16 protein-coding genes and 1 pseudogene are annotated in these 19665 nt (G+C 70.7%); 8 read left to right on the top strand and 9 right to left on the bottom strand.

Features of this window, described 5'->3' with window-relative positions; all coding sequences use genetic code 11:
* From DA075_RS30435 to DA075_RS30420, 4 genes are read right to left on the bottom strand one after another with little or no spacing between them, the layout of a single operon-like run.
* Complete coding sequence (locus tag DA075_RS30435; RefSeq protein ID WP_210207082.1) at positions 1-450, bottom strand: tripartite tricarboxylate transporter TctB family protein; 450 nt, start codon at positions 448-450, stop codon at positions 1-3.
* Positions 447-809, bottom strand: a complete 363-nt coding sequence (locus tag DA075_RS30430) for an AtuA-related protein (RefSeq protein ID WP_099956922.1) — start codon at positions 807-809, stop codon at positions 447-449. Before DA075_RS30430 ends, DA075_RS30435 begins: the two co-directional genes overlap by 4 nt.
* A 20-nt stretch (positions 810-829) precedes the next feature.
* Positions 830-2197 (bottom strand): acyclic terpene utilization AtuA family protein, encoded by a 1368-nt coding sequence (locus DA075_RS30425; protein ID WP_099956921.1) that lies wholly within the window; start codon positions 2195-2197, stop codon positions 830-832.
* Positions 2198-2208: 11 nt separating this feature from the next.
* Entirely contained in the window at positions 2209-3171 is a 963-nt protein-coding gene (locus DA075_RS30420) for a Bug family tripartite tricarboxylate transporter substrate binding protein (protein ID WP_099956920.1), read from the bottom strand.
* 295 nt (positions 3172-3466) lie between these two features.
* On the opposite strand from DA075_RS30420, the gene DA075_RS30415 reads away from it, so the two are divergent.
* The 4 genes from DA075_RS30415 to DA075_RS30400 are packed head-to-tail and all read left to right on the top strand — an operon-like array spanning position 3467 to position 8020.
* Positions 3467-4597, top strand: coding sequence for a thiolase family protein (locus DA075_RS30415; RefSeq protein ID WP_099956919.1), 1131 nt, complete (start codon positions 3467-3469; stop codon positions 4595-4597).
* On the top strand, positions 4594-4962 hold the full coding sequence (locus DA075_RS30410) for a Zn-ribbon domain-containing OB-fold protein (protein WP_099956918.1): 369 nt from the start codon (positions 4594-4596) through the stop codon (positions 4960-4962). Before DA075_RS30415 ends, DA075_RS30410 begins: the two co-directional genes overlap by 4 nt.
* Positions 4959-7052, top strand: a complete 2094-nt coding sequence (locus tag DA075_RS30405; RefSeq protein WP_099956917.1) for an acetate--CoA ligase family protein — start codon at positions 4959-4961, stop codon at positions 7050-7052. The genes DA075_RS30410 and DA075_RS30405 overlap by 4 nt, the downstream gene beginning before the upstream one ends.
* Positions 7049-8020 (top strand): Bug family tripartite tricarboxylate transporter substrate binding protein, encoded by a 972-nt coding sequence (locus tag DA075_RS30400; RefSeq protein WP_099956916.1) that lies wholly within the window; start codon positions 7049-7051, stop codon positions 8018-8020. The genes DA075_RS30405 and DA075_RS30400 overlap by 4 nt, the downstream gene beginning before the upstream one ends.
* Positions 8021-8109: 89 nt before the next feature.
* Here the strand turns inward: DA075_RS30400 and DA075_RS38455 are convergent.
* The 4 genes and pseudogenes from DA075_RS38455 to DA075_RS30380 all read right to left on the bottom strand — a co-directional run.
* Positions 8110-8274: pseudogene (locus tag DA075_RS38455) on the bottom strand (TRAP transporter large permease subunit); the annotation flags it as partial.
* Positions 8275-8293: 19 nt separating this feature from the next.
* Positions 8294-9451, bottom strand: coding sequence for an ISAs1 family transposase (locus DA075_RS30390; RefSeq protein WP_167456062.1), 1158 nt, complete (start codon positions 9449-9451; stop codon positions 8294-8296).
* Positions 9452-9521: 70 nt separating this feature from the next.
* Entirely contained in the window at positions 9522-11255 is a 1734-nt protein-coding gene (locus tag DA075_RS30385; RefSeq protein WP_099956915.1) for a TRAP transporter large permease, read from the bottom strand.
* Positions 11252-12277: a TRAP transporter substrate-binding protein gene (locus tag DA075_RS30380; protein ID WP_099956914.1), complete on the bottom strand. Its 1026-nt coding sequence runs from the start codon at positions 12275-12277 to the stop codon at positions 11252-11254. The genes DA075_RS30385 and DA075_RS30380 overlap by 4 nt, the downstream gene beginning before the upstream one ends.
* Positions 12278-12514: 237 nt before the next feature.
* Here DA075_RS30380 and DA075_RS30375 point away from each other — a divergent pair, with 237 nt between their 5' ends.
* From DA075_RS30375 to DA075_RS30360, 4 genes are all read left to right on the top strand, one after another.
* Entirely contained in the window at positions 12515-13420 is a 906-nt protein-coding gene (locus tag DA075_RS30375; RefSeq protein WP_099956913.1) for a LysR substrate-binding domain-containing protein, read from the top strand.
* 174 nt (positions 13421-13594) lie between these two features.
* Positions 13595-14956 (top strand): NAD(P)H-dependent oxidoreductase, encoded by a 1362-nt coding sequence (locus tag DA075_RS30370; RefSeq protein ID WP_099956912.1) that lies wholly within the window; start codon positions 13595-13597, stop codon positions 14954-14956.
* 181 nt (positions 14957-15137) lie between these two features.
* Positions 15138-16016 (top strand): glutathione-dependent disulfide-bond oxidoreductase, encoded by an 879-nt coding sequence (yghU, locus tag DA075_RS30365; protein ID WP_099956911.1) that lies wholly within the window; start codon positions 15138-15140, stop codon positions 16014-16016.
* A gap of 321 nt (positions 16017-16337) precedes the next feature.
* On the top strand, positions 16338-17225 hold the full coding sequence (locus DA075_RS30360; protein WP_099956910.1) for an inositol monophosphatase family protein: 888 nt from the start codon (positions 16338-16340) through the stop codon (positions 17223-17225).
* A 583-nt stretch (positions 17226-17808) separates the two neighbouring features.
* Here DA075_RS30360 and DA075_RS30355 read toward each other — a convergent pair.
* Positions 17809-19311, bottom strand: coding sequence for a DUF4214 domain-containing protein (locus DA075_RS30355; protein ID WP_164712566.1), 1503 nt, complete (start codon positions 19309-19311; stop codon positions 17809-17811).
* Between the last annotated feature and the right edge of the window lie 354 nt (positions 19312-19665).

Genomic DNA, 19665 nt, shown 5'->3' with positions numbered 1-19665 from the left:
TCACCATCCGCGCCAGAACGGCATCTGGAACTTGAGCCCCAGCGTGAAGACCAGTCCCGCCACGACCGTCATCGCGAGGGCCAGCAGGAGCGCGGCGCGCGGGCTGCCCTGGCGGTCGCCGAGCGCCGAGACGAACACGCAGGCGAAGGTCGCGGGGCCGAGGCCGAGATGCTCGCCGAGGAGGACGAACAGCAGGATCCCGAGGACGATGCAGGCCCAGCCGCGCCAGTCCGGCCGGCCGCCCTCCTCGGCCTCGTGTCCCGCCTCGGGCGTCACCGCGATCAGCACGCCGACGAGGCCGAGCGCGCTGCCGACGATCATCGGGAACAGCCCGGGCCCGACGCGGGTGAGGCTGCCGAGGCCGAAGGTGCGGGCCTCGAGAACGACGGCGAGGCCGAACAGCACCATCAGCCCGCCGGCGGCATATCGCTTGACGAGCGTCGCCGTCACGACACCGCCTCCGGGTGATAGTTGCGGAGCAGGTTGGCGAGGCTGTCGGGCACCTCGATCTCGAAGCCGAGGATCGCGGCCGAGAGCGCCTTGCCGTAATTGTCGAGGCAGAGCGAGCGCGACACGCCCCCGCCGAGCGCCCCCTCGGCGACGAAGTTGAGGACGCCGAGGTGGTCGACCGCGTAGCGGGTGACGGGGCCGGTCACCATTCCGGCGTAGAACGCCTTGAAGTTCTCGGCGGTGAGCTGGTCCTTGAGGTACGGATACAGGTCCGGCTCGTAGGCGATCACCGTGACGTTCGAAGTGTTGCCCTTGTCGCCGGAGCGGACATGGGCCACGTGCTGCAGCATCAGGCGCATGGAATCGGCTCCCGTTCGAGTCAGCTCTCGTACAGCGTGATCACCGGGCGCAGGGCCTCGCGCGGCACCAGCGACGACCAGACGCCGATGACCTCGCGGGTGCGGTCCTGGTGCGGCACGCGCTTGCCGGTCATGCCGACGCCGGACACCGCCATGCCGTCGACCTCGCGGCCGACCTTCATGGCCTCCTCACGGGTCTTCGTGCGTGCCGCGACCCGCACGGCGATCTCGTAGGGCTCTGGCTGCTTCGCAGCGTTCGGCCCCTTCGACACGGTGCCGCCATGGATGGCATTGAGCCCGACGAAGTCGATCCGGAACTCCTCGGCCTGCAAGCCCACGATGCGGAACCGCTCCTCGAGGATGCGCTTGGCCAGCTCCGCCCGCCGCAAGGCGCCCGGCCCGGCATAGAAGAACATGTCCTCGCCGATGAAGCCTTCCTGGCAGGCGATCGACACCTTGAGGGTGGGCGTGCGCGGCTTGCCGGAGATGCGCGAGACCCGCACCCGGTCGGGGCCGACCTCCTCGAGTTCGGTCGTGGTGAAGTCCACCACCACGTCCGGGGTGATGTAGTTGCCCGGGTCGTGCACCTCGTAGAACAGCTGCTCCTTGAGGGTCCGGATATTCACTGCGCCGCCGGAATTCCTGACCTTGGTGATGATGGCCGAGCCGTCGCTCTCGACCTCGGCGATCGGGAAGGCGAGGTCCCAGGGGTCGGGCACGTCCTTGAAGCCGGGATCGCAGAAATAGCCGCCGGTGGCCTGCGCGCCGCATTCGAGCACGTGGCCGATGCCGTTGCCGGGCCCGAGGCGGGCGTGGTCGAGGGCGTCCCAGCCGAATTCGTGCATCATCGGCGCCATGAAGATCGACGGGTCGGCGACGCGGCCGGTGACGACGATCTGCGCGCCCTCGCGCAGGGCCTGGACGATCGGCTCGGCGCCCATATAGGCCTCGGCCGAGACGATCTGGCCTGCGAGCGCCGCACTCGGCCTCCCGTCCTCCATCAGGGTGTCGGTGAGGTCGAGGACGCGGTCGGTGATCAGGCTGCCGGAGATGGCCGCGACCTTGGTGCCCTTGGGCGCCCCGCATTCCCGCAGCCAGTGGACGATGCGCTCGGCCGCGCCCTCCGGGTTGATCCAGCCCTGGTTGCTGATGATCCTGGTGCCGCGCTTGAGGCAGCCGGGCAGCACCCGCTGCATCCGGTCGTCGAGATAGGTGTCGTAGCCCGGGAAGGACGGGTCGCGGCGCTTGCGCACCTGGGCGGCCGAGATCGTCGCCTCGGCCATCGTCTCGAAGCACAGGTAGTCGAGGTCGCCGTGCTCGGCGTTGCGTTGCGCCGGCTCCAGCCGGTCGCCCCACCAGGCCGAGCCCGATCCGATCCGCAGTGCCATCGGTCTCTCCCCTACTCGATTGCCACACCGGTGCGGGCGACCACCGCCGGCCAGCGGGCCACCTCGCGCCGCACGATCTCCCCGAAGGCGTCCGGGCTCATGCCGCCCGGCGTTCCCCCGAGCTCGAGGAGCCGCGCCCGGGTCTCGGGCTCGGCGAGCACCGCGGCGATCCGCGATTGCAGCAGGTCGATCACGGGACGCGGGGTGCCGGCGGGCGCCAGGAGGCCGAACCAGGCCGGCACGTCGAAGCCCGGCACCCCGGCCTCCGCCATGGTCGGCACGTCGGGAAGCGTCGGGAAGCGCTCGGCGGTGGTGACGGCCAGCGCCCGCAGGGTCCCGGCCCGGACATGGCCGATCGCCGAGGGCAGGTTGTCGAAGCCGATCTTGATGTGGCCGGCGATGAGGTCGTTCAGCATCGGCCCGCCGCCCCGGTAGGGCACGTGGGTCATCTCGATCCCCGCCATCACCTTCAGGAGCTCGCCGGACATGTGCGGCGAGCCGCCGGTCGAGGTCGAGCCGAAGACGAGCGACCCGGGCTTCTCCTTGGCGAGGCGGATCAGGGCGGCGAGGTCGGCGATGCCCGAGGCCGGGTTGACCAGGAGCACGTTCGGGGTCGAGGCGACGACCGTGACCGGGGCGAAGTCGCGGACCGGATCGTAGGGCAGGCTCTTGAACACCGCGACGTTGATGCCGTGGGTGTTCGTCGTCGCCATCACCAGCGTGTAGCCGTCGGGCGCCGCCCCCGCGACCGCCTTGGTGCCGATATTGCCCGACGCGCCGGGCCGGTTGTCGATGATGGCGTGCTGGCCGAAGCGCTTGTCGAGCCGGTCGGCGACGAGGCGGGCCAGGATGTCGGTGGTCCCGCCCGGCGGGAACGGCACGACGATGCGGATGATCCGATCCGGATAGGCCGCGCGCGCCACCCCCGGCAGGGCCAGCGACGCGAGCACACCCAGGCACAGCCGACGGTGCATGGCGCCTCTCACAAGCGTTCCCGAGACCGCCGCCCTTGTGGGTGTGTTCCGTATGGCGGAACTACTTCGGTCGATATCGGCTCTCCCCGCCGGAGAACGACCTTGATCGTTACCCGGCATGGAACAGTGTTGACAGGCTATTCGGCGGAAGGCAACCATCTTCCGACATTCCGACAAGAGGCCGCCGGCAGAGGATGCTCGCCCCAGCCGAGACGGTCCGACCGGGAGGACACCCGATGCCCCGTTCCGCCATGCGGAAGATCGTCCATGCTTGCCGGCTCGCGGGGCATCCCCGATGAGCCTCGTCACCGGCATCGGCCTCACCCCGTTCGGGCGCCTGTCCGGCGCCTCCACCCTCGACCTGATGAGCCGCGCCGCCGCCGATGCCCTGAGCGATGCCGGGCTGGAGCGGCGCGAGATCGACGGGTTGATCACCGGCTACTCGACCACCCACCCGCACCTGATGCTCTCGACGGTGTTCGCCGAGCATTTCGGCCTGCACCCATCCTACGCCCACGCGGTGCAGCTCGGCGGCGCCACCGGCTTCGCGCTGGTGATGCTCGCCCATCTGCTGATCGAGGCGGGCGCGGCGCGGCGGATCCTGGTGGTGGCCGGCGAGAACCGGCTCTCGGGCCAGACCCGCGACGCGGCGATCCAGACGCTGGCCCAGGTCGGCCACCCGACCTACGAGGTGCCGCTCGGGCCCACCATCCCCGCCTATTACGGCCTCGTCGCCTCCCGCTACGCCCACGAGCACGGCATCGACGGGATCGCGGAACTCGCGGTGCTGATGCGGGCGAACGCCGCCCGCACGCCGGGCGCGCATCTCACCGAGCCGATCACCGCCGCGATGGTGCGGGACTCCAAGCCCATCGCCGCCCCCTTGCGCCTGCTCGATTGCTGCCCGGTCTCGGATGGCGGCGGCGCCTTCGTGATCGAGCGCGCCGATCCCGCGAGGCCGGGACCGAGGATCCGGGGCGCCGCGCAGGCCCACACCCATCAGCACGTCAGCGCCGCCCCCTCGCTCACCGCCTTCGGGGCCGGCGACAGCGCCGGCCGGGCGCTGGCGCAAGCCGGTGTCGCGCTCGCCGATATCCGCTACGCGGCGATCTACGACAGCTTCACCATCACGCTCGCGATCCTGCTGGAGGAGATCGGCCTGGCCCCGCGGGGCGCCGCCGGGCGGCTCGCCCGCGAGGGCCACTTCTCGCCCGAGGGCGCGATGCCGCTCAACACCCATGGCGGCCTCCTCAGCTACGGCCATTGCGGCGTCGGCGGTGCCATGGCCCACCTCGCCGAGACCGTGCGGCAGATGCGGGGACAGGCCGGCCCGCGGCAGGTCGCGCCCCCAGGCCTGGCGCTGCTGCACGGCGACGGCGGCGTGCTCTCCTCCCATGTCAGCCTCGTCCTGGAGAACGGCCGATGAGCGCGGAGATTCCGGACTGGACGGCGGGGGCCGAAGGCCTCGCGCTCGCGCGCTGCCGGGCCTGCGGCCACGTCCAGTATGTCCGCCGCCCGTTCTGCCCGGAATGCGGCAGCGAGGATCTGGGCGTGGAACCGGCCACCGGGCGCGGCACGGTCTACGCCGTCACGGTCGTGGCGCGCGCGCCGTCCGCCGAGCTGAGCGCCCACGCCCCCTACGGCCTCGCGCTGGTCGATGCAGAGGAGGGCTTCCGCTTCATGGCGCATTGCCCCCCTGACGGCGTGGCGATCGGCGACCCCGTGCACACGACGTTCCGCGCCTTCGGGTCCGGCCTCGTCCCCTTCGTCACCCCGGAGAGCCAATCATGACCGCGAGCCTCCAGGCGGCGCTCGACCCGCGATCGATCGCGGTGATCGGCGCGTCCGAGAATCCCGACAAGATCGGCGGCCGGCCGCTCCTCTACCTGACGCAGTTCGGCTTTCGCGGCGAGGTCTGGCCGGTCAACCCGCGGCGCGACGAGGTCCAGGGCCGGCGCACGGTGCCGCGCCTCTCGGCCCTGTCGCAGGCCCCCGACCTCGCGATCATCGCGGTGCCGGGCGAGGCGGCGGTGGCGGCCCTCGACGAGTGCGCCGAGATCGGCGTCAAGGTCGCGATCATGATGGCCTCGGGCTTCGGCGAGACCGCCGACCCCAAGGCCCAGGCGGCCGAGCGGGCGATGGTGGCGCGCGCCCGGGCCCGGGGCCTCAGGATGATCGGCCCGAACTCGCAAGGATTGGCCAATTTCGGCACCGGGGCGGTGCCGAGCTTCTCCAGCATGTTCCTGGAGGTCCCGCCGCTGGATGGCCCGGTCGGCATCGTCAGCCAGAGCGGGGCGATGAGCGTCGTGCCCTACGGGCTCCTGCGCGGCCGCGGCATCGGCGTGCGCCACACCCATGCCACCGGCAACGACGCCGACGTGACGGTGTGCGAGCTCGCCGCCGCGGTCGCGGCCGATCCGGCCCTCAAGCTCCTGCTCCTCTACCTCGAGAGCATCCCCGACCCGCACCATCTGGCAGAAGCCGCCGCGGTCGCCCGCGACCGCGGCCTGCCGATCGTGGCGCTCAAGTCCGGCCGCACCGCCGCCGGGCAGGCGGCGGCCCAGTCGCATACCGGGGCGCTCGCCAACGAGGACCGGCTGGTCGACGCCTTCCTGGAGCAGCACGGGATCTGGCGGGCGCGCGATACCACCGACCTCGTGGCGGCGGCCGAGCTGTACCTGAAGGGCTGGCGCCCGGAAGGCCGGCGCATGGTGGCGATCAGCAATTCGGGCGCGACCTGCGTGATGGCGGCGGACGCGGCCTCGCAGGCGGGGCTCGACCTTGCTCCCTTGAGCGACGACACGCAGGGACGCCTGCGGGCGATCCTGCCGAGCTTCGCCGCGACCCGCAATCCGGTCGACATCACGGCCGCGCTGATGACGAACTCCGCCCTGTTCAGCCAGATCCTGCCTGTGATCGCCGAGGATCCGAGCGCCGACGCCTTCCTGGTCGGGGTGCCGGTGGCGGGGCGAGCCTATGCCGTCGACGATTTCGGCCGCGACACCGCCGCCTTCGCCGCGGCGACGGGCAAGCCGGTGGTGATCGTCGCCCCCCAGGAGCTGGTCGCGGCGCCGTTCCGCTCCCGCGGCCTGCCGGTCTTCTCCGGCGAGGGCGAGGCGGTCCGGGCCCTGCACCAGTTCATCGCCCACCACGAGCGCATGGCGGCGGTCGGGGACAGGCCGCCCCATCCGGCCCCGCCCCCGCCGAGCGGGGCACCGCCCCGCCTCCTCGACGAGGCCGAGAGCCTGGCCGTCCTGGCGAGGGCCGGCGTGCCGGTGGTCCGCCACCGCCTCTGCCGCACGGCCGGGGAGGCTGTCGCCGCGGCGGCCGAGATCGGCGGCCCGGTCGCGGTCAAGGGATGCTCGGCCGAGGTGGCGCACAAGAGCGAGCTCGGCCTCGTCCATCTCGGGGTCAGCGGCGCGGATGCGGTCCGCGCCGCCTTCGAGGCCTGCCGGGCGGGGCTGGCGAAGGCCGGTCATCAGTTCTCCGGCGTGATCGTCGCCGCGATGGCGCGGGGACGGCGCGAATTGGTGCTCGGCGCGCATCGCGACCCGTTCTTCGGGCCGGTGGTGGTGGTGGGCGACGGCGGCAAGTACGTCGAGGCGACGCCCGATATCGCCCTGCTGCTGCCGCCGTTCACGGAAAGCGAGGTGCGGCGGGCGCTTCGGACTCTCAGGATCGCACTGCTGATCGACGGCGTGCGCGGCGAGGCGCCTTGGGCGATCGAGCCCTACCTCGCCGCGGCGGTGGCCGTCGGCGAGCTGATGACGACGCAGCCGGGACTCGCCAGCCTCGACGTCAACCCGATGCTGGTCGGCACCGAGCCGGGCGAGTGCCTGGCGCTCGACGCCGTCGTGTTCGAGGAAGGGAGCGCACCATGATCCGCCGCCGCGACGTCGTCGCTGGCCTCGCCGGCACCCTCGGCCTCGGGGCCCGGCCCGTCCGCGCCGCCGCCTGGCCGGCCCGGCCGATCTCCGTCGTGGTGCCCTACCCGCCCGGCGGCTCGACCGACATCACCGCCCGCATCGCCGGCGAGCGGCTGTCGCATGCTTTGGGCCAGCCCCTCGTCATCGACAACCGGCCGGGAGCCGGCGGCAATCTCGGCCTCGAGATCGTCGCCCGGGCACCGGCGGACGGCTACAGCTTCGGCGTCGCCACCACGGCGCACGCCATCAACATGACGCTGTTCCGCAAGCTCAACTACGACACGCGGACGAGCTTCGCGCCGGTGGCACTGCTGACCGAGAACCCCTTGGTGCTGGTCGTGCCGGCGCAATCGGCATCGCGTTCGGTCGCCGACCTGATCGCCGCCGCCAAGGCGAAGCCGGGTGCGCTGAACTACGCCTCGTCCGGCATCGGCCAGTCGACGCATCTCGCCGCCGAATTGTTCGCCTCGATGGCCGGGGTCAAGCTCACCCACATCCCCTATCGCGGCAGCGCGCCGGCGATCACCGACGTCATCGCCGGACGCTGCGACCTGATGTTCGACACCACGCAATCGGTCCTCGCCCATGTCGAAGGCGGCCGGGTGCGGGCGCTCGGCATCACCTCGGCCGAGCGGCTGCCTCTGGCCAAGGACATCCCGACCATCGCCGAGGCGGCCCTGCCCGGCTACGTCGCCATCGCGTGGAACGGCCTCGTCGCGCCCAAGGGAACGCCGGCGGAGATCGTCGCGCGCCTCAACGCCGAGACGGTCCGGGCGCTGCAGGAGCCGGCGGTGGCGGCCAAGTTCGCCGGTCTCGGCGCCACCTCCCGCCCGCTCGCACCCGACGCCTTCGGGGCCTTCATGGCCGACGAGATCGCCAAGTGGGGGGCAGTGGTGAAGCAGTCGGGGGCGACGCTGGACTGAGGCGGCCCCCCGCACGCTCCCGAGACTGGAAAAAGAGGTCCGGAAGCACGCTTCCGGACCTCATGCTCATCGTCGCCCGGAAGTCCCGGTCACAGGAATCCGATCGAGAACCACGGCACGAAGGTGAGGACCAGCAGCCCGAGGAACAGCGCGCCGAGATAGATCCAGATCCGGCGCATCCCGGATTCGGGCGCGACCCCGCCGATGATGCAGGCGGCGTAGTAGCAGAGGCCGAAGGGCGGGGCGAAGAGGCCAGGGCAATCGGGTGAAGGGTCATGGTGCGACGAGCCTGACGAGGTAGTCGTCGTCCCAGCCTGCGGTTTTGAGGGCGAGGCGCATGGAATCCTTGCCCTTTTTGCGGGCTGCGACGTTCACCGCGATGTGGCGGACCGTCAGCATGTTCTCGGGGGCATGAGCAGTACGGATGCGAGACTGATCGTCGTGGAAGGTGACGTCGAGGATCCAATGCAGGCCGTTCTCGATCGCCCAATGCTGCCGGACGGCAGGCCCGAGGCGGTCGGCGCCGAGCGGTGACGAGGTCAGATAGCAGCGCGTCTCACGCTCGATCCTGTTTACCGGGTCACGGGTGCTCAAGTCACGGGTGCTGTCGACGACGATGAGGCTCTTCAACCCCGGCCAGGCGTGGCGCGCCTGGAGCCAGGCGACCTGATGGATGACAGTCACGCGCCGGGTCTCGATCCGCCCGTGATCGCCCTCGACGGTCTCGTGCGTGCTGACGGTGCAATCGGCAAAGTCCCGAGCTTTCTGTTCCTCGACGAAGAGCGTGACGTCCTCGTGCAGCGTGCCCTGGTTGCCCTTGAGCGCCAGGACATAGTCGGCCTTCTTGTCGAGGATCTTGTGGGCGATGGCACGCTGGCAGCCCATCGCATCGATGGTGACGATCGCCCCCTCGATCGACAGGAGGTCGAGCAGGGCCGGGATTACCGCGATCTCGTTGGACTTTCCGCTCACCTTGGTCTGGGCCAGCACCAACCGCTGGCGTGCGGCGAAGGCGGAGACGACGTGAAGGGCATCTCGCGCACCGGCCCGGCCCGAGCGCCGCGAGGTCTTGCCGTCGATCGCGATCACGTCGAGCGGCGTTTGCGTCAGCGTCGCGGCCCAGGCCGCAAAGCAGCGTCGAAATGCGACGGGATCGAGCGCCGCGAAGATGTCACCGAGATGATCGTGGCTCGGCGTGCCGTTCCGGAACGGCAGAAATCGGCGCAGAAGGTCGAGTTTCGTGTGACCGAACCGGGCGATATCGGTGAAGCCTTCAGCCCCCGCCAGGATGGCCAGCAACGCCAGCAGCAGAACCTCGTCCAGGCGATAGGCGACTTTGCCGGGCTGGCGCGGATCGGGCAGGTCCGCGAAATGATCGAGAAACACCGTCGCCTCGAACACCGCCGCTACCGGCTCGCTCGCCTCGTCCATCGCCCGCCTCCTAAACCACGTCGTGGCGGACGACCGATTCAGAGCTTCCGGTCCTTGTCACCTCCCGCATTCACCCGATTGCCCTGGCGAAGAGGCCCAGTCCCATCGCCAGGATCACGATCATGCTGTAGTGCACCTCGTGGATCCCGAACTGGTGCGCGATCGGGAAGAGCAGCGGGCCGAACAGCACGATCGCCGGAATGCCTTCGAGCAGGCTGCCGAGCACGATGAAGGCGACGACCGAGATCAGCAGGAAGCCGGTCTTGCCGCCCGGCACCGCCGCCATCGCCCGGGCGAGGTCGTGCGAGAAGCCCGACTGGGTCAGCGCCCAGGCCATCGCGCTCGCCGCGCCGACGATGAACAGGATCGCCCCCGACAGCGAGACGGTCCGCGCCAGCATCGGCAGGATCTCCGAGGCCTTCAGCCCGCCGCGATAGATCACGAGGCCGAGCACCAGCGAGTAGACGATGCCGATCGTCGAGACCTCCGTGGCGGTGGCGATGCCCTCGACGACCGCGGTGCGGATCAGGAAGGGCAGCAGCAGGGCCGGCAACGCGATCAGCAGGGTCTTCTTCACCACCGAGGCCGGGGCGCGCGGAATGACGACCGCATCTTCCTCCTTGCCGGCGCGGTAGCGCGCCACCGCCGCCAGCACGAGGGCGAGCACCAGGGCCGGCAGGATCCCGGCGGTGAACAGGGCGGCGATCGAGACTCCGGTCGCCGAGGCGATGGCGATGAGCACGATCGAGGGCGGGATCGTCTCGCTCATCGCCCCCGAGGCGGCGAGGATCGACAGGAGCTCGCCGTCCTTCATGCCGCGCCGGCGCATCTCGGGAAACAGCACCGGGGCGACCGCCGCCATGTCGGCGGTCTTCGAGCCGGAGATGCCCGAGACGAGCAGCATCGCGCCGAGCAGCACGTAGGACATGCCGGCCCGCACGTGGCCCAGCAGCGAGGCGAGGAAGGCCACCATCACCCGCGCCATCCCGGTCGCGTCGACGAGCTGGCCGAGCAGCACGAAGAGGGGAATCGCGAGCAGGATCAGGCTGCTCATCCCCTCGTCCATCCGCCCGACCACGATGGTGAGGGGCGTCGCGGTGGTGGTGAGCAGGTAGGCCGAGGTGGCGAGCGCGAACGAGAACGCGATCGGGACGCCGGCCAGGATCCCGATGCCGAGGAGCCCGACGAAGAAGACCAGGAGCGCCGCATTGCCGATCCCGGATAACCACGGTGCCGCCAGGCTGAGGAGCGCGACGATGCCGAGGAGCACCGCCCCGACGCCGAGGAGGTCCGCCACGCGATGCCGGGCGAGGCGCAAGCCGCAGGACAGGAGCGCCAGCACGAAGCCGACCGGCACGGCGAGCGCCCGCACCGTGCCCGACCAGCCGAGCGCCGGCGTCTCCACGAAGGACTGGTCCTCGGTGTAGTCGTAGGCCGCGTGCAGCATCAGGGCCAGGAAGGCGAAGACCGCGCCGACGGCGAGCGCGTCGCACCAGGCCCGGGCGCGGGGCGAGAGCGAGCCGACCACGAAGGTCAGCCGCATGTGCTCGCCCCGTTGCACCGCCACGACGCTGCCGAGCATCGCGAGCCACAGGAACAGGATCGAGGCGAGTTCGTCGCTCCAGATGATCGAATGCCCGATCGCCCGCGAGACGATGCCGGCGAACAGGATCAGGGCCTCGGCGGCGACCAGAAGCGCCGCCGGCACCTCGACGGCGAGGCGCAAGGTTCGCTCGGCCGAGCCGAGCCAGTCGGTGGGAAGGGCGGCCGCTGGCTGCCCGGGGGCGTCGGCGAGCGCGCTCATGCCAGGTCCCCCGTCACGGCCTCGAGGGCCTTCCACGCCTCGGGCCCGAACTTCTCCCGCCAGTCGCGGTAGAAGCCGGCCTGGGTCAGGCCCTTGCGGAAGGCGGCCTTGTCGGCGGTCTCGAAGGTCAGGCCGCGGGCGGTGAGCTGCCCCTTGAGCGTGCCGGTCAGGCGCACGACGTCCTCGCGCTCCTCCATCGCGGCGCGGTCGAGCTCGCGCCGGACGATCTCCTGGAGCGGCCCGGGCAGCCGCCCGAAGGCGCGCCGGTTGGCGACGATCCAGAACGGGTCCCAGATATGGTTGGTCTCGGTGAGGTACTTCTGCACCTCGTAGAGCTTGCCGGCTTCGATCGTCACCAGCCCGTTCTCCTCGCCGTCGACCAGCCGGGTCTGGAGTGCGGTGTAAAGCTCGTTGAAATTGATCGAGGTCGGGCTCGCCCCGAGGCTCGAGAACAGCGAGGTGAAGATCGGCGCCACCGGCACGCGGATGCGGTAGCCCTTGAGGTCGTCGGGCGTCCGGATCGGCTTGGCGTTCGAGGTGATCTGGCGAAAGCCGTTATCGGCCGCCTTGGCCGCGACGATGAGGCCGGCCTTCTCGATCTGGGTGCGGACATACTCGCCGATCGGCCCGTCCACCCCGCGCCAGACGTGGTCGTAGTCGGAGAAGGCGAATCCCACATTGGTGATCGCCGCGCCGGAGGCCACGGTCGAGATCACCGAGCCGGCGATGTTGAGGAACTCGATTCCCCCGCTGCGCACCTGGGTGATGAGATCGGTGTCGGAGCCGAGCTGGCTCGCCGGGAAGAACTTCAGCTCCATCCGCCCGCCGGACGCCTCGCGGATGCGCTGGCAGGCCTGGTCGAGCCGGGCGTTGATCGGCTGGGTCAGGGATTGGCCGGTGGCGAGCTTGTATGTGAACTCCGCTGCCCGCGCCGGTCGGGTGCGGATCGCGACGAGCGGAAACGCGGCGGCGCCGGCCAGGAACAGGCGGCGCGAAGGTCCGGACTCGGGTGTGGACGTCATGGGTTTCCTCCGGCGCACCGTCATCCGCGGGGCCCGCGGTGCGGCATCGTTTGGGTCGAGACGTCGGGGAGGCGTGATGGCGTGCAGGCGCTTTTCTCGCGCCCGTCATCCTCCGTGTGTCCGGCACCCCTGACCCGGGGCGTCTCGTCTCGCGTGAGGCAAGAGACTAAGGAGCCACATCCGTGTAGGACAATCCAGATTAATTGCACATTCGTGTAGCGGCGCTAAAGTGTCGGGATGTCGGTCCCGCTTCGCGCCATCACGGTCTTCCACGCCGTCGCCCGCTCCGGCAGCATCACCCGGGCGGCCGAGGATCTCGGCGTCACGCCCTCGGCGGTGAGTCAGCAGGTCCAGTCCCTCGAACTGGCCCTCGGCACGGCACTGATCGGCAAGGCCGGCCGCGCCATCGTGCTGACCGAGGCCGGCGAGCGCTACTTCGAGATGATCGGGGCCGAGATCGACCGGATCATGGAGGCGACGGAACGCATCCAGGGCTTCCGCTCGGTGACGACGCTGACCGTACGGGCGACCCCGAGCCTGTCGACGAAGTGGCTGCTGCCGCGCCTCGCTGGCTTCATCACCGCCCATCCCGACATCGAGTTGCGCCTCGACGGCACCAACGAGCCGACGGCGTTCCAGAAGGAGAGCGTCGACGTCGAGATCCGCCATGGTACCGGCGGCTGGCCCGGGCTGTTCGCCGAGGGGCTGGTGGAGGAGAGTTTTCGCCCCGTCTGCGCCCCGTCGCTCGCCGCGCCCGGCAGCCTCGCGGCGGAGGATCTGCCGCGCCACCTCCTGATCCACTCGGTGAAGTCGCAGGTGCAGTGGGCGCACTGGTTCAAGCTCGCGGGAATCGTGCCGGCCTCGCGCTGGCGCCGGCTGCTGTTCGACCGCACCCACATGGCGATCGACGCGGCCGCAAGCGGCCTCGGCATCGCGCTCGAGAGCGACCTGATGCTGTGGGGCGACCTGCGGGCCGGGCGCCTCGCCTGCCCGCTCGCCGCCCCGCCGCGGATCACCCTGGTGACGCAATGGGTGACCTGCCCGCCCGATCACCTGCGGCACCGCAAGGTGCGCGCCTTCGTCGACTGGATCCGCCGCGAGCGCGACGCCTGGACGGCGGAGCGGGCCGCCGCGAACCTTTAGCCAGGCTACACGATGGTTTTGGAAATCTGGATTGTCCTTCACGGAGCCCGCTTCTAGCGTCCTGGCGTCAGGTCTCGCCGGGCGGTTCACGACCGCGCCGGGATCTCGCCGAAACCGGCCCCGCCTTCCTTCGAGATGCGGCGGCGAGAGCCCGGTCGGCCCAGGAGGAAACCGATGAATCTCTCCACCCTGCTCGTCGCCCGTGCCTCGGCCGGCCGGCCGGTCCGCGTCGGGCTGATCGGCGCCGGCAAGTTCGGCTCGATGGTGCTGGCCCAGGCCCAGCGCATCGAGGGGCTGCACGTCGTCGCCGTCGCCGACCTCGATGTCGGCCGCGCCCGCGCCTCGCTCGCCCGGGTCGGCTGGCCCGCGGAGCGCTACGCCGCGACCTCGATGGGCGATGCCGTCAAGAGCGGCCGCACCTTCGTCACCGAGGATGCCGGCGCGCTCAGTACCTGCGATGAGATCGAGTGCATCATCGAGGCGACCGGCCATCCGATCGCCGGCATCCGCCACGCCCTCCAGGCGATCGATGCCCGCAAGCACGTCGTGATGGTCAATGTCGAGGCCGACGTGCTGTGCGGCCCGCTGCTCGCCGAGCGGGCGCGCCGCCAGGGCGTCGTCTACTCGATGGCCTATGGCGACCAGCCGGCGATCATCTGCGAGCTCGTCGACTGGGCCCGCTCCTGCGGCTTCGAGCTGACCTCGGCCGGCAAGGGGATGAACTTCGAGCCGCGCTACCGCTACTCCACGCCCGACACCGTGTGGGGGTTCTTCGGCTGGTCCGAGGAGGAGGTGCGGAAGGGTGACTTCAACCCGAAGATGTACAACTCGTTCACCGACGGCACGAAGGCGGCGATCGAGATGGCGGCGGTGGCCAACGGCACCGGGCTCGACTGCCCCGATGACGGTCTCGCCTTCCCGCCGACCGGCCTGCACGACCTCGCCCGGGTCTTCCGCCCGGTGAGCGACGGCGGGCGGCTGCCGCGCTCGGGCCTCGTCGACATCGCGGCGAGCCAGGAGCCGGACGGGCGCGAGGTGTTCAACAACATCCGCTACGGCGTGTTCGTCACCTTCAAGGCGACGAGCGAATACACCAAGGCCTGCTTCAAGCAGTACGGCCTGCTCACCGACCCGTCGGGCTGGTACGGCTCGATGTGGCGCCCCTTCCACATGATCGGGCTCGAGACCAGCGTCAGCGTCCTGTCGGCGGTGTTGCGCAACGAGCCGACCGGCTGCTCGAAGGAGTTCCGCGGCGACGCGGTGGCGACCGCCAAGCGCGACCTGAAAGCCGGCGAGATGCTCGACGGCGAGGGCGGCTACGCGGTGTGGGCGAACGCCATTCCGGCCTCGAAGAGCCTGGCGCTCGGCGCCCTGCCGATCGGGCTCGCCCACAACGTCAAGCTCAAGCGCCCGGTCGCCCGCGACAGGGTCGTGAGCGTGGACGACGTCGAGCTCACGAGCGATCTCGACGTGGTGGCCCTGCGCCGCCAGATGGAGGACACGACCCGGCAGGCGACGACCTCGAAGGCGGCCTGATCCCCGACGAGCGGCGGCGCCGGATCATCCGGCGCCGCCCGTGCACCATCCCGGCGAGTTCCGCCATGCGGTCCTCCTCCCGGCTTTCGTGACCGGCGCCGAAGCTCCGGGTGCGGCAACGCTCTTTTCTCGTGGCCCCCGTCGCGCCTATCTGTTGCCTCGCAACACCGGAGAGCGCCCCATGAGCGATCGAGCCGATTACGTGCCGCCGAAGGTCTGGACCTGGGACAAGGAGAGCGGCGGCCGCTTCGCCAGCATCAACCGTCCGATCGCCGGGGCGACGCACGAGAAGGCGCTGCCGGTCGGCCGGCATCCGCTCCAGCTCTACTCGCTCGGCACGCCGAACGGGCAGAAGGTCACGATCCTGCTGGAGGAGCTGCTCGCGCTCGGGCACACGGGCGCCGAGTACGACGCCTGGCTCATCCGCATCGGCGACGGCGACCAGTTCGGCTCCGGCTTCGTCGAGGCCAACCCGAACTCGAAGATTCCCGCCCTCGTCGACCGCAGCGGCCCGACGCCGATCCGGGTCTTCGAATCGGGCGCCATCCTGACCTACCTGGCGGAAAAATTCGGCGCCTTCCTGCCGACCGAGCCGGCCGCGCGGGCCGAGACCCTGTCCTGGCTGTTCTGGCAGATGGGCTCGGCGCCGTTCCTCGGCGGCGGCTTCGGCCATTTCTACGCCTACGCCCCGACGAAGTTCGAATACCCGATCAACCGCTACGCCATGGAGTCGAAGCGCCAGCTCGACGTGCTCGACCGGCGGCTGGCCGAGCACGAATTCGTCGCGGGCGACGCCTACACGATCGCCGACATGGCGATCTGGCCCTGGTATGGCGGCCTGGTGAAGGGCTGGCTCTACGACGCCGCCGAGTTCCTCGAGGTCCAGAGCTATCGCAACGTCCTGCGCTGGGCCGACCAGCTCCTCGCGCGGCCGGCGGTGCAGCGCGGGCGCAAGGTCAACCGCCTCACCGGCGATCCGGCCGACCAGCTTCACGAGCGCCACGACGCGAGCGACTTCGACACGAAGACGCAGGACAAGCTCGCCGGCGCGCAGGCGTGACGCGGTTCGCCTGATCGGTCCGAAGACAGGTCGGGCGCAGGATACGGGCTTGCCGCCATAACCGTGGCGCAAGCGCGGGTCGGGCGGCGGGGAGGCTTCGTCGCCCGACGAGATCGCGGCCCACCCGTCCATGGCCGCCACGAGGTCTCATTCCCCGGCCGCCGGGCCGGGGCCACCCTCTCTCGGCGGAGCTTGACGGCGCATTCGGCCGGCGCCAGCGCTCGGCCTCGCGGAACGACGTTGGTCCCGGCGACGAGGGCACCGGCCGGCGCCGCAACCTCAGAAGAGCCTGCCGTGGAGGAGCCCCAACTTGGATCGCCGATGATCGTCCCCTGTCCCATCCTTAAGCGTCTCCTCGCCTTCGCGGAGGAAGCCGGCGCTCTCGCGCTCACCCATCGGGACCAGGGCGTCTCGGTCACGCACAAGGACGGCGATCTCGGGCAGGCCCTGACCGAGGCCGACCTCGCGGTCAGCCGGCTGCTTCACGCCCATTTCGGCCCACGCCTGATCGAGGAGGAGAGCACGGACGAGCTGGGCCTCGACGCGGCCCGGGCGCTCCTCGGCGGGAGCGAGTGGACCTTCATCGGCGATCCGATCGACGGGACGAAGCCGTATGCGGGTGGGCTGGCGAGCTGGGGGACGATGGTGGCGGCCTGCCGGTCAGGCTGGCCCCGGGCCGGCGTCATCAGCCTGCCGGCCCGGTTCGACGACCGGAGCGACCCCTTCGCGACCCGCCGCAAGGCGGACCAGCGCGGCCTGATCCTCGCTGCGGCCGAAGGCGTGGCCTTCTGGGCGCCCACCCTGGCAGGCCGGCGGATCGGGGACCTGCGGCTCCTCCGGCGGCCGGACCGGGAGACCTACCATGTCGGCTGGCTGCCGATCTCGGCCCAGCGTTACACGCTCGATTACGAGCAGGGCTTCTTTCCCTGGAGCGAGAGCAGTGCCGCCGCCGATGCGGCGCTCCTCGCCCTGGGGCGGCTCGACGCCACCTGCGTCAACACCAAGATCTGGGACGTGGCGGCGGGCCTCGCCATCATGGAAACCTTCGGCTTCGGGCTCTACCGCTGGCCGGACCTGGCACGTCCGGGTACCGCGCTGATCGACTTGTTCGACCGGCACTTCTCGGCCCGCGACTCCCTGTGGCTCCTCTGCCGCGACGAACGGACCGCCGCGCGCTTCGCCCGGGCGATCCGATGCCGGCAGCCGTGAGGCCGAGGCGCGATCCCGCGAGGCGCGTGTTCCGGCGAGCGTGTGGTAGCGCATCGCGACGCTCCGCCAAGGTTTGCTGCCAAGTCTTGCTGCCAAGTCTCGCTGCCAAGTCTCGAGGTGGCCGGACAGCCGCTCGCCGCGCAGCGGCTTGCGCATCCTCGGGCCGCCGACCGGGACGGAGCGTCTCGGTGCCTCGGCGGTGCGCGCCTCGTACCGGGCCTGCCGGTCGAGGAGCGGCGAGCGCTCGGTGCAGAGCCACCTCGTCAAGCCGCTGAGCGAGCCGATCGCGAAGGCTTGGCGCGAGGCGGCGCCGGGAATGCGGGACCGTCCGTGGACAAGACGTGGCACGGGTCTCGCCCCTCCGACACGGAAGAGCGGGGATCCGACCTTGGCTGGCATCGGAACGGGTCGAACGGACTTCGTCCCGATGCCGCGCCCCGTCTGCCGCGCTAAAGTCTGCCGCGCCAAAGTCTTGGCGGAACGATGCCTTGACGATCGCAGGTGGCTCCCTTCGACCAGCCGGCCTCGGTCCGTCGCCCGCGCGGGGCAGGCGACGGGCTCGCCCCCGTCCCTCGGGCCGCCGTCAGGCGAGACGCCAGCCGGTCTCGATATCGGCGGCGTGGTACAGGGTCGCCTCGAGGCTCTCGGCGATCGCGACGGTGACGCTCGCGCGGGACACCCCGCTGTCGAGCTGGCCGGTCCAGGTCGCGAGGCCGCCGGCCTCGGCGTGGCGGCCGAGGGCCGTGACGTAGATCGCGTCGACGAACGGCGCGTTGCTCAAGCCCCCGACCTTGGCCTGGACCTCCGGGGCCTGCAGGAACGAACCGGTGATCAGTTCCAGCGAGGTGCCGTGGTCGACGGCCGACGTCCAGGCCGCCAGGCCGCCGGAATCGGGCGCGCGGCCGAGGACACCATGATAGAGCCGCGCGACCTCCGCCGCCTCGGGATTCGGCACGTAGACGCCCGCGTCGAAGGTTGGCTTCAGGTTGGCGACGTGCTCCGACGAGCGGACGAAGCCCAAGGCCACGTCGGCCCGACTCATGCCGCCGTCGAGCGCGGCCGTCCAGGCGGCGAGGCCGCCGGGATCGGATGGGCGGCGAAGGGCCGTGTGGTAGAGCTGCTCGACGAAGTCGGCATTCCCGAGTGCGCCGGTCCGCGCCTGCCCTTCCGACGAAGCGAGGAACGCCGCCGCGACGGTGCGGAGAGGCGTGCCGGATTGCAGCGCGTCGATCCAGGTCTCGAAGCCGATCGGATCGGGAGCGCGGCCGAGCAGCGCATCGTAGAGCAGGTAGACTTGGCCACCCACATCCTGCGCGTCGTGCACGACCGTCCCGAACTGCAGCTTGTCCACGGTCGAGACGCTGAGGCCGAGATCCCGCAGGATCGCCAGGTCGAGGGGCGAGATCGACCGGGATTCGCCGGCCGACAGGCCGGTGCCGCCCAGGAGATCCTTGCTCAGCGGGTCCGAGGCGCTGTTGGCGAGGTGGTAATACTGCTCGCCGTTCTTGAGCGTCGTCACCGGCACGGGACCGCCATGGACGGCCTTCGCGTTCGACCCGGTGAAGACAGCGGTTCCGTCGGGCTGCAGCGTGACCAACCGGTCCCAGGTCGTCTCGGCGCTGGCTGGCAGCGCACCGGTGGACGAATCGCGGGCCCCGGAGACGCCGAGGGCGTGGGCGATCTCGTGGGTCAGGACCGTGACCGCGTCGTACTTGCCGCGCGGCACGGCGGCGCCCGGGGACGGCGCGGGATTGAGGTAGAGGCTCGAGAGCAGATCCGCGTTGACGTTGACGGTCAGGTCGGGGGCAACCCCGTTCGCGTCGAGGCCGGTGAGAAGCTCGGTGATGACGTTGCTCTGCGTCACGGTGCGGGCACCGTCCTTGTCGACCGCGAGCTCGAGCGCCGGGCCGGCATCGGCGAGGAAACCGCCGGGCAAGGAGGTGACGTTGAGCTGGACGTCGACCGTGCCCATCCCGGTGATGGAGCGGGACCAGGCGTCGAGCGCGGCCCGCATGTCGGTCAGCAGCGTCGCGTCCTCGCGGCGCTTCCGCGGGTCGTCGAGGGTGACGGTGTAGGAGAAGGGCATGCCGGCCGGGTCTCCGAAGCGCTCATCTGTCTCAAGGGGTCGCATTCCCCGTCACGGCTGTCAAAGCGCGTTCCGACTTGCCCTCGAATGCCACAAATCGAAAAAAGGTTCGTGTTGCCCTGCCGACATCCGGGCGTTTCCGGTGCGCATTATCATGACCGTATTGCGGCAGGACAGGCATTCGCCGCGCTCGACGCGCCAGGATGGCGCGGTGGAGGGCGACGAACTCATCGTTCAACGTCGCGATGCGGCACGGTAACCTGAGCCAGGAGCGGGCGCCACGACTCGTCCTCGTGGGTGCAGCGGGAGGCCTGCGCACCAGGTCCATCCAGTCGGCGGGGCGCACGTGCAGGC

The organism is Methylobacterium currus, from assembly GCF_003058325.1.
Lineage (GTDB): Bacteria > Pseudomonadota > Alphaproteobacteria > Rhizobiales > Beijerinckiaceae > Methylobacterium > Methylobacterium currus.
This window is presented reverse-complemented; position numbering and strand designations above follow the sequence as displayed.

What these genes read in the sequence shown, in the direction of transcription:
- DA075_RS30430 (WP_099956922.1), bottom strand. Translation starts at nt 809, where the DNA reads ATGCGCCTGATGCTGCAGCACGTGGCCCATGTCCGCTCCGGCGACAAG.
- DA075_RS30425 (WP_099956921.1), bottom strand. Translation starts at nt 2,197, where the DNA reads ATGGCACTGCGGATCGGATCGGGCTCGGCCTGGTGGGGCGACCGGCTG.
- DA075_RS30420 (WP_099956920.1), bottom strand. Translation starts at nt 3,171, where the DNA reads ATGCACCGTCGGCTGTGCCTGGGTGTGCTCGCGTCGCTGGCCCTGCCG.
- DA075_RS30415 (WP_099956919.1), top strand. Translation starts at nt 3,467, where the DNA reads ATGAGCCTCGTCACCGGCATCGGCCTCACCCCGTTCGGGCGCCTGTCC.
- DA075_RS30410 (WP_099956918.1), top strand. Translation starts at nt 4,594, where the DNA reads ATGAGCGCGGAGATTCCGGACTGGACGGCGGGGGCCGAAGGCCTCGCG.
- DA075_RS30405 (WP_099956917.1), top strand. Translation starts at nt 4,959, where the DNA reads ATGACCGCGAGCCTCCAGGCGGCGCTCGACCCGCGATCGATCGCGGTG.
- DA075_RS30400 (WP_099956916.1), top strand. Translation starts at nt 7,049, where the DNA reads ATGATCCGCCGCCGCGACGTCGTCGCTGGCCTCGCCGGCACCCTCGGC.
- DA075_RS30390 (WP_167456062.1), bottom strand. Translation starts at nt 9,451, where the DNA reads ATGGACGAGGCGAGCGAGCCGGTAGCGGCGGTGTTCGAGGCGACGGTG.
- DA075_RS30385 (WP_099956915.1), bottom strand. Translation starts at nt 11,255, where the DNA reads ATGAGCGCGCTCGCCGACGCCCCCGGGCAGCCAGCGGCCGCCCTTCCC.
- DA075_RS30380 (WP_099956914.1), bottom strand. Translation starts at nt 12,277, where the DNA reads ATGACGTCCACACCCGAGTCCGGACCTTCGCGCCGCCTGTTCCTGGCC.
- DA075_RS30375 (WP_099956913.1), top strand. Translation starts at nt 12,515, where the DNA reads ATGTCGGTCCCGCTTCGCGCCATCACGGTCTTCCACGCCGTCGCCCGC.
- DA075_RS30370 (WP_099956912.1), top strand. Translation starts at nt 13,595, where the DNA reads ATGAATCTCTCCACCCTGCTCGTCGCCCGTGCCTCGGCCGGCCGGCCG.
- yghU (WP_099956911.1), top strand. Translation starts at nt 15,138, where the DNA reads ATGAGCGATCGAGCCGATTACGTGCCGCCGAAGGTCTGGACCTGGGAC.
- DA075_RS30360 (WP_099956910.1), top strand. Translation starts at nt 16,338, where the DNA reads ATGATCGTCCCCTGTCCCATCCTTAAGCGTCTCCTCGCCTTCGCGGAG.
- DA075_RS30355 (WP_164712566.1), bottom strand. Translation starts at nt 19,311, where the DNA reads ATGCCCTTCTCCTACACCGTCACCCTCGACGACCCGCGGAAGCGCCGC.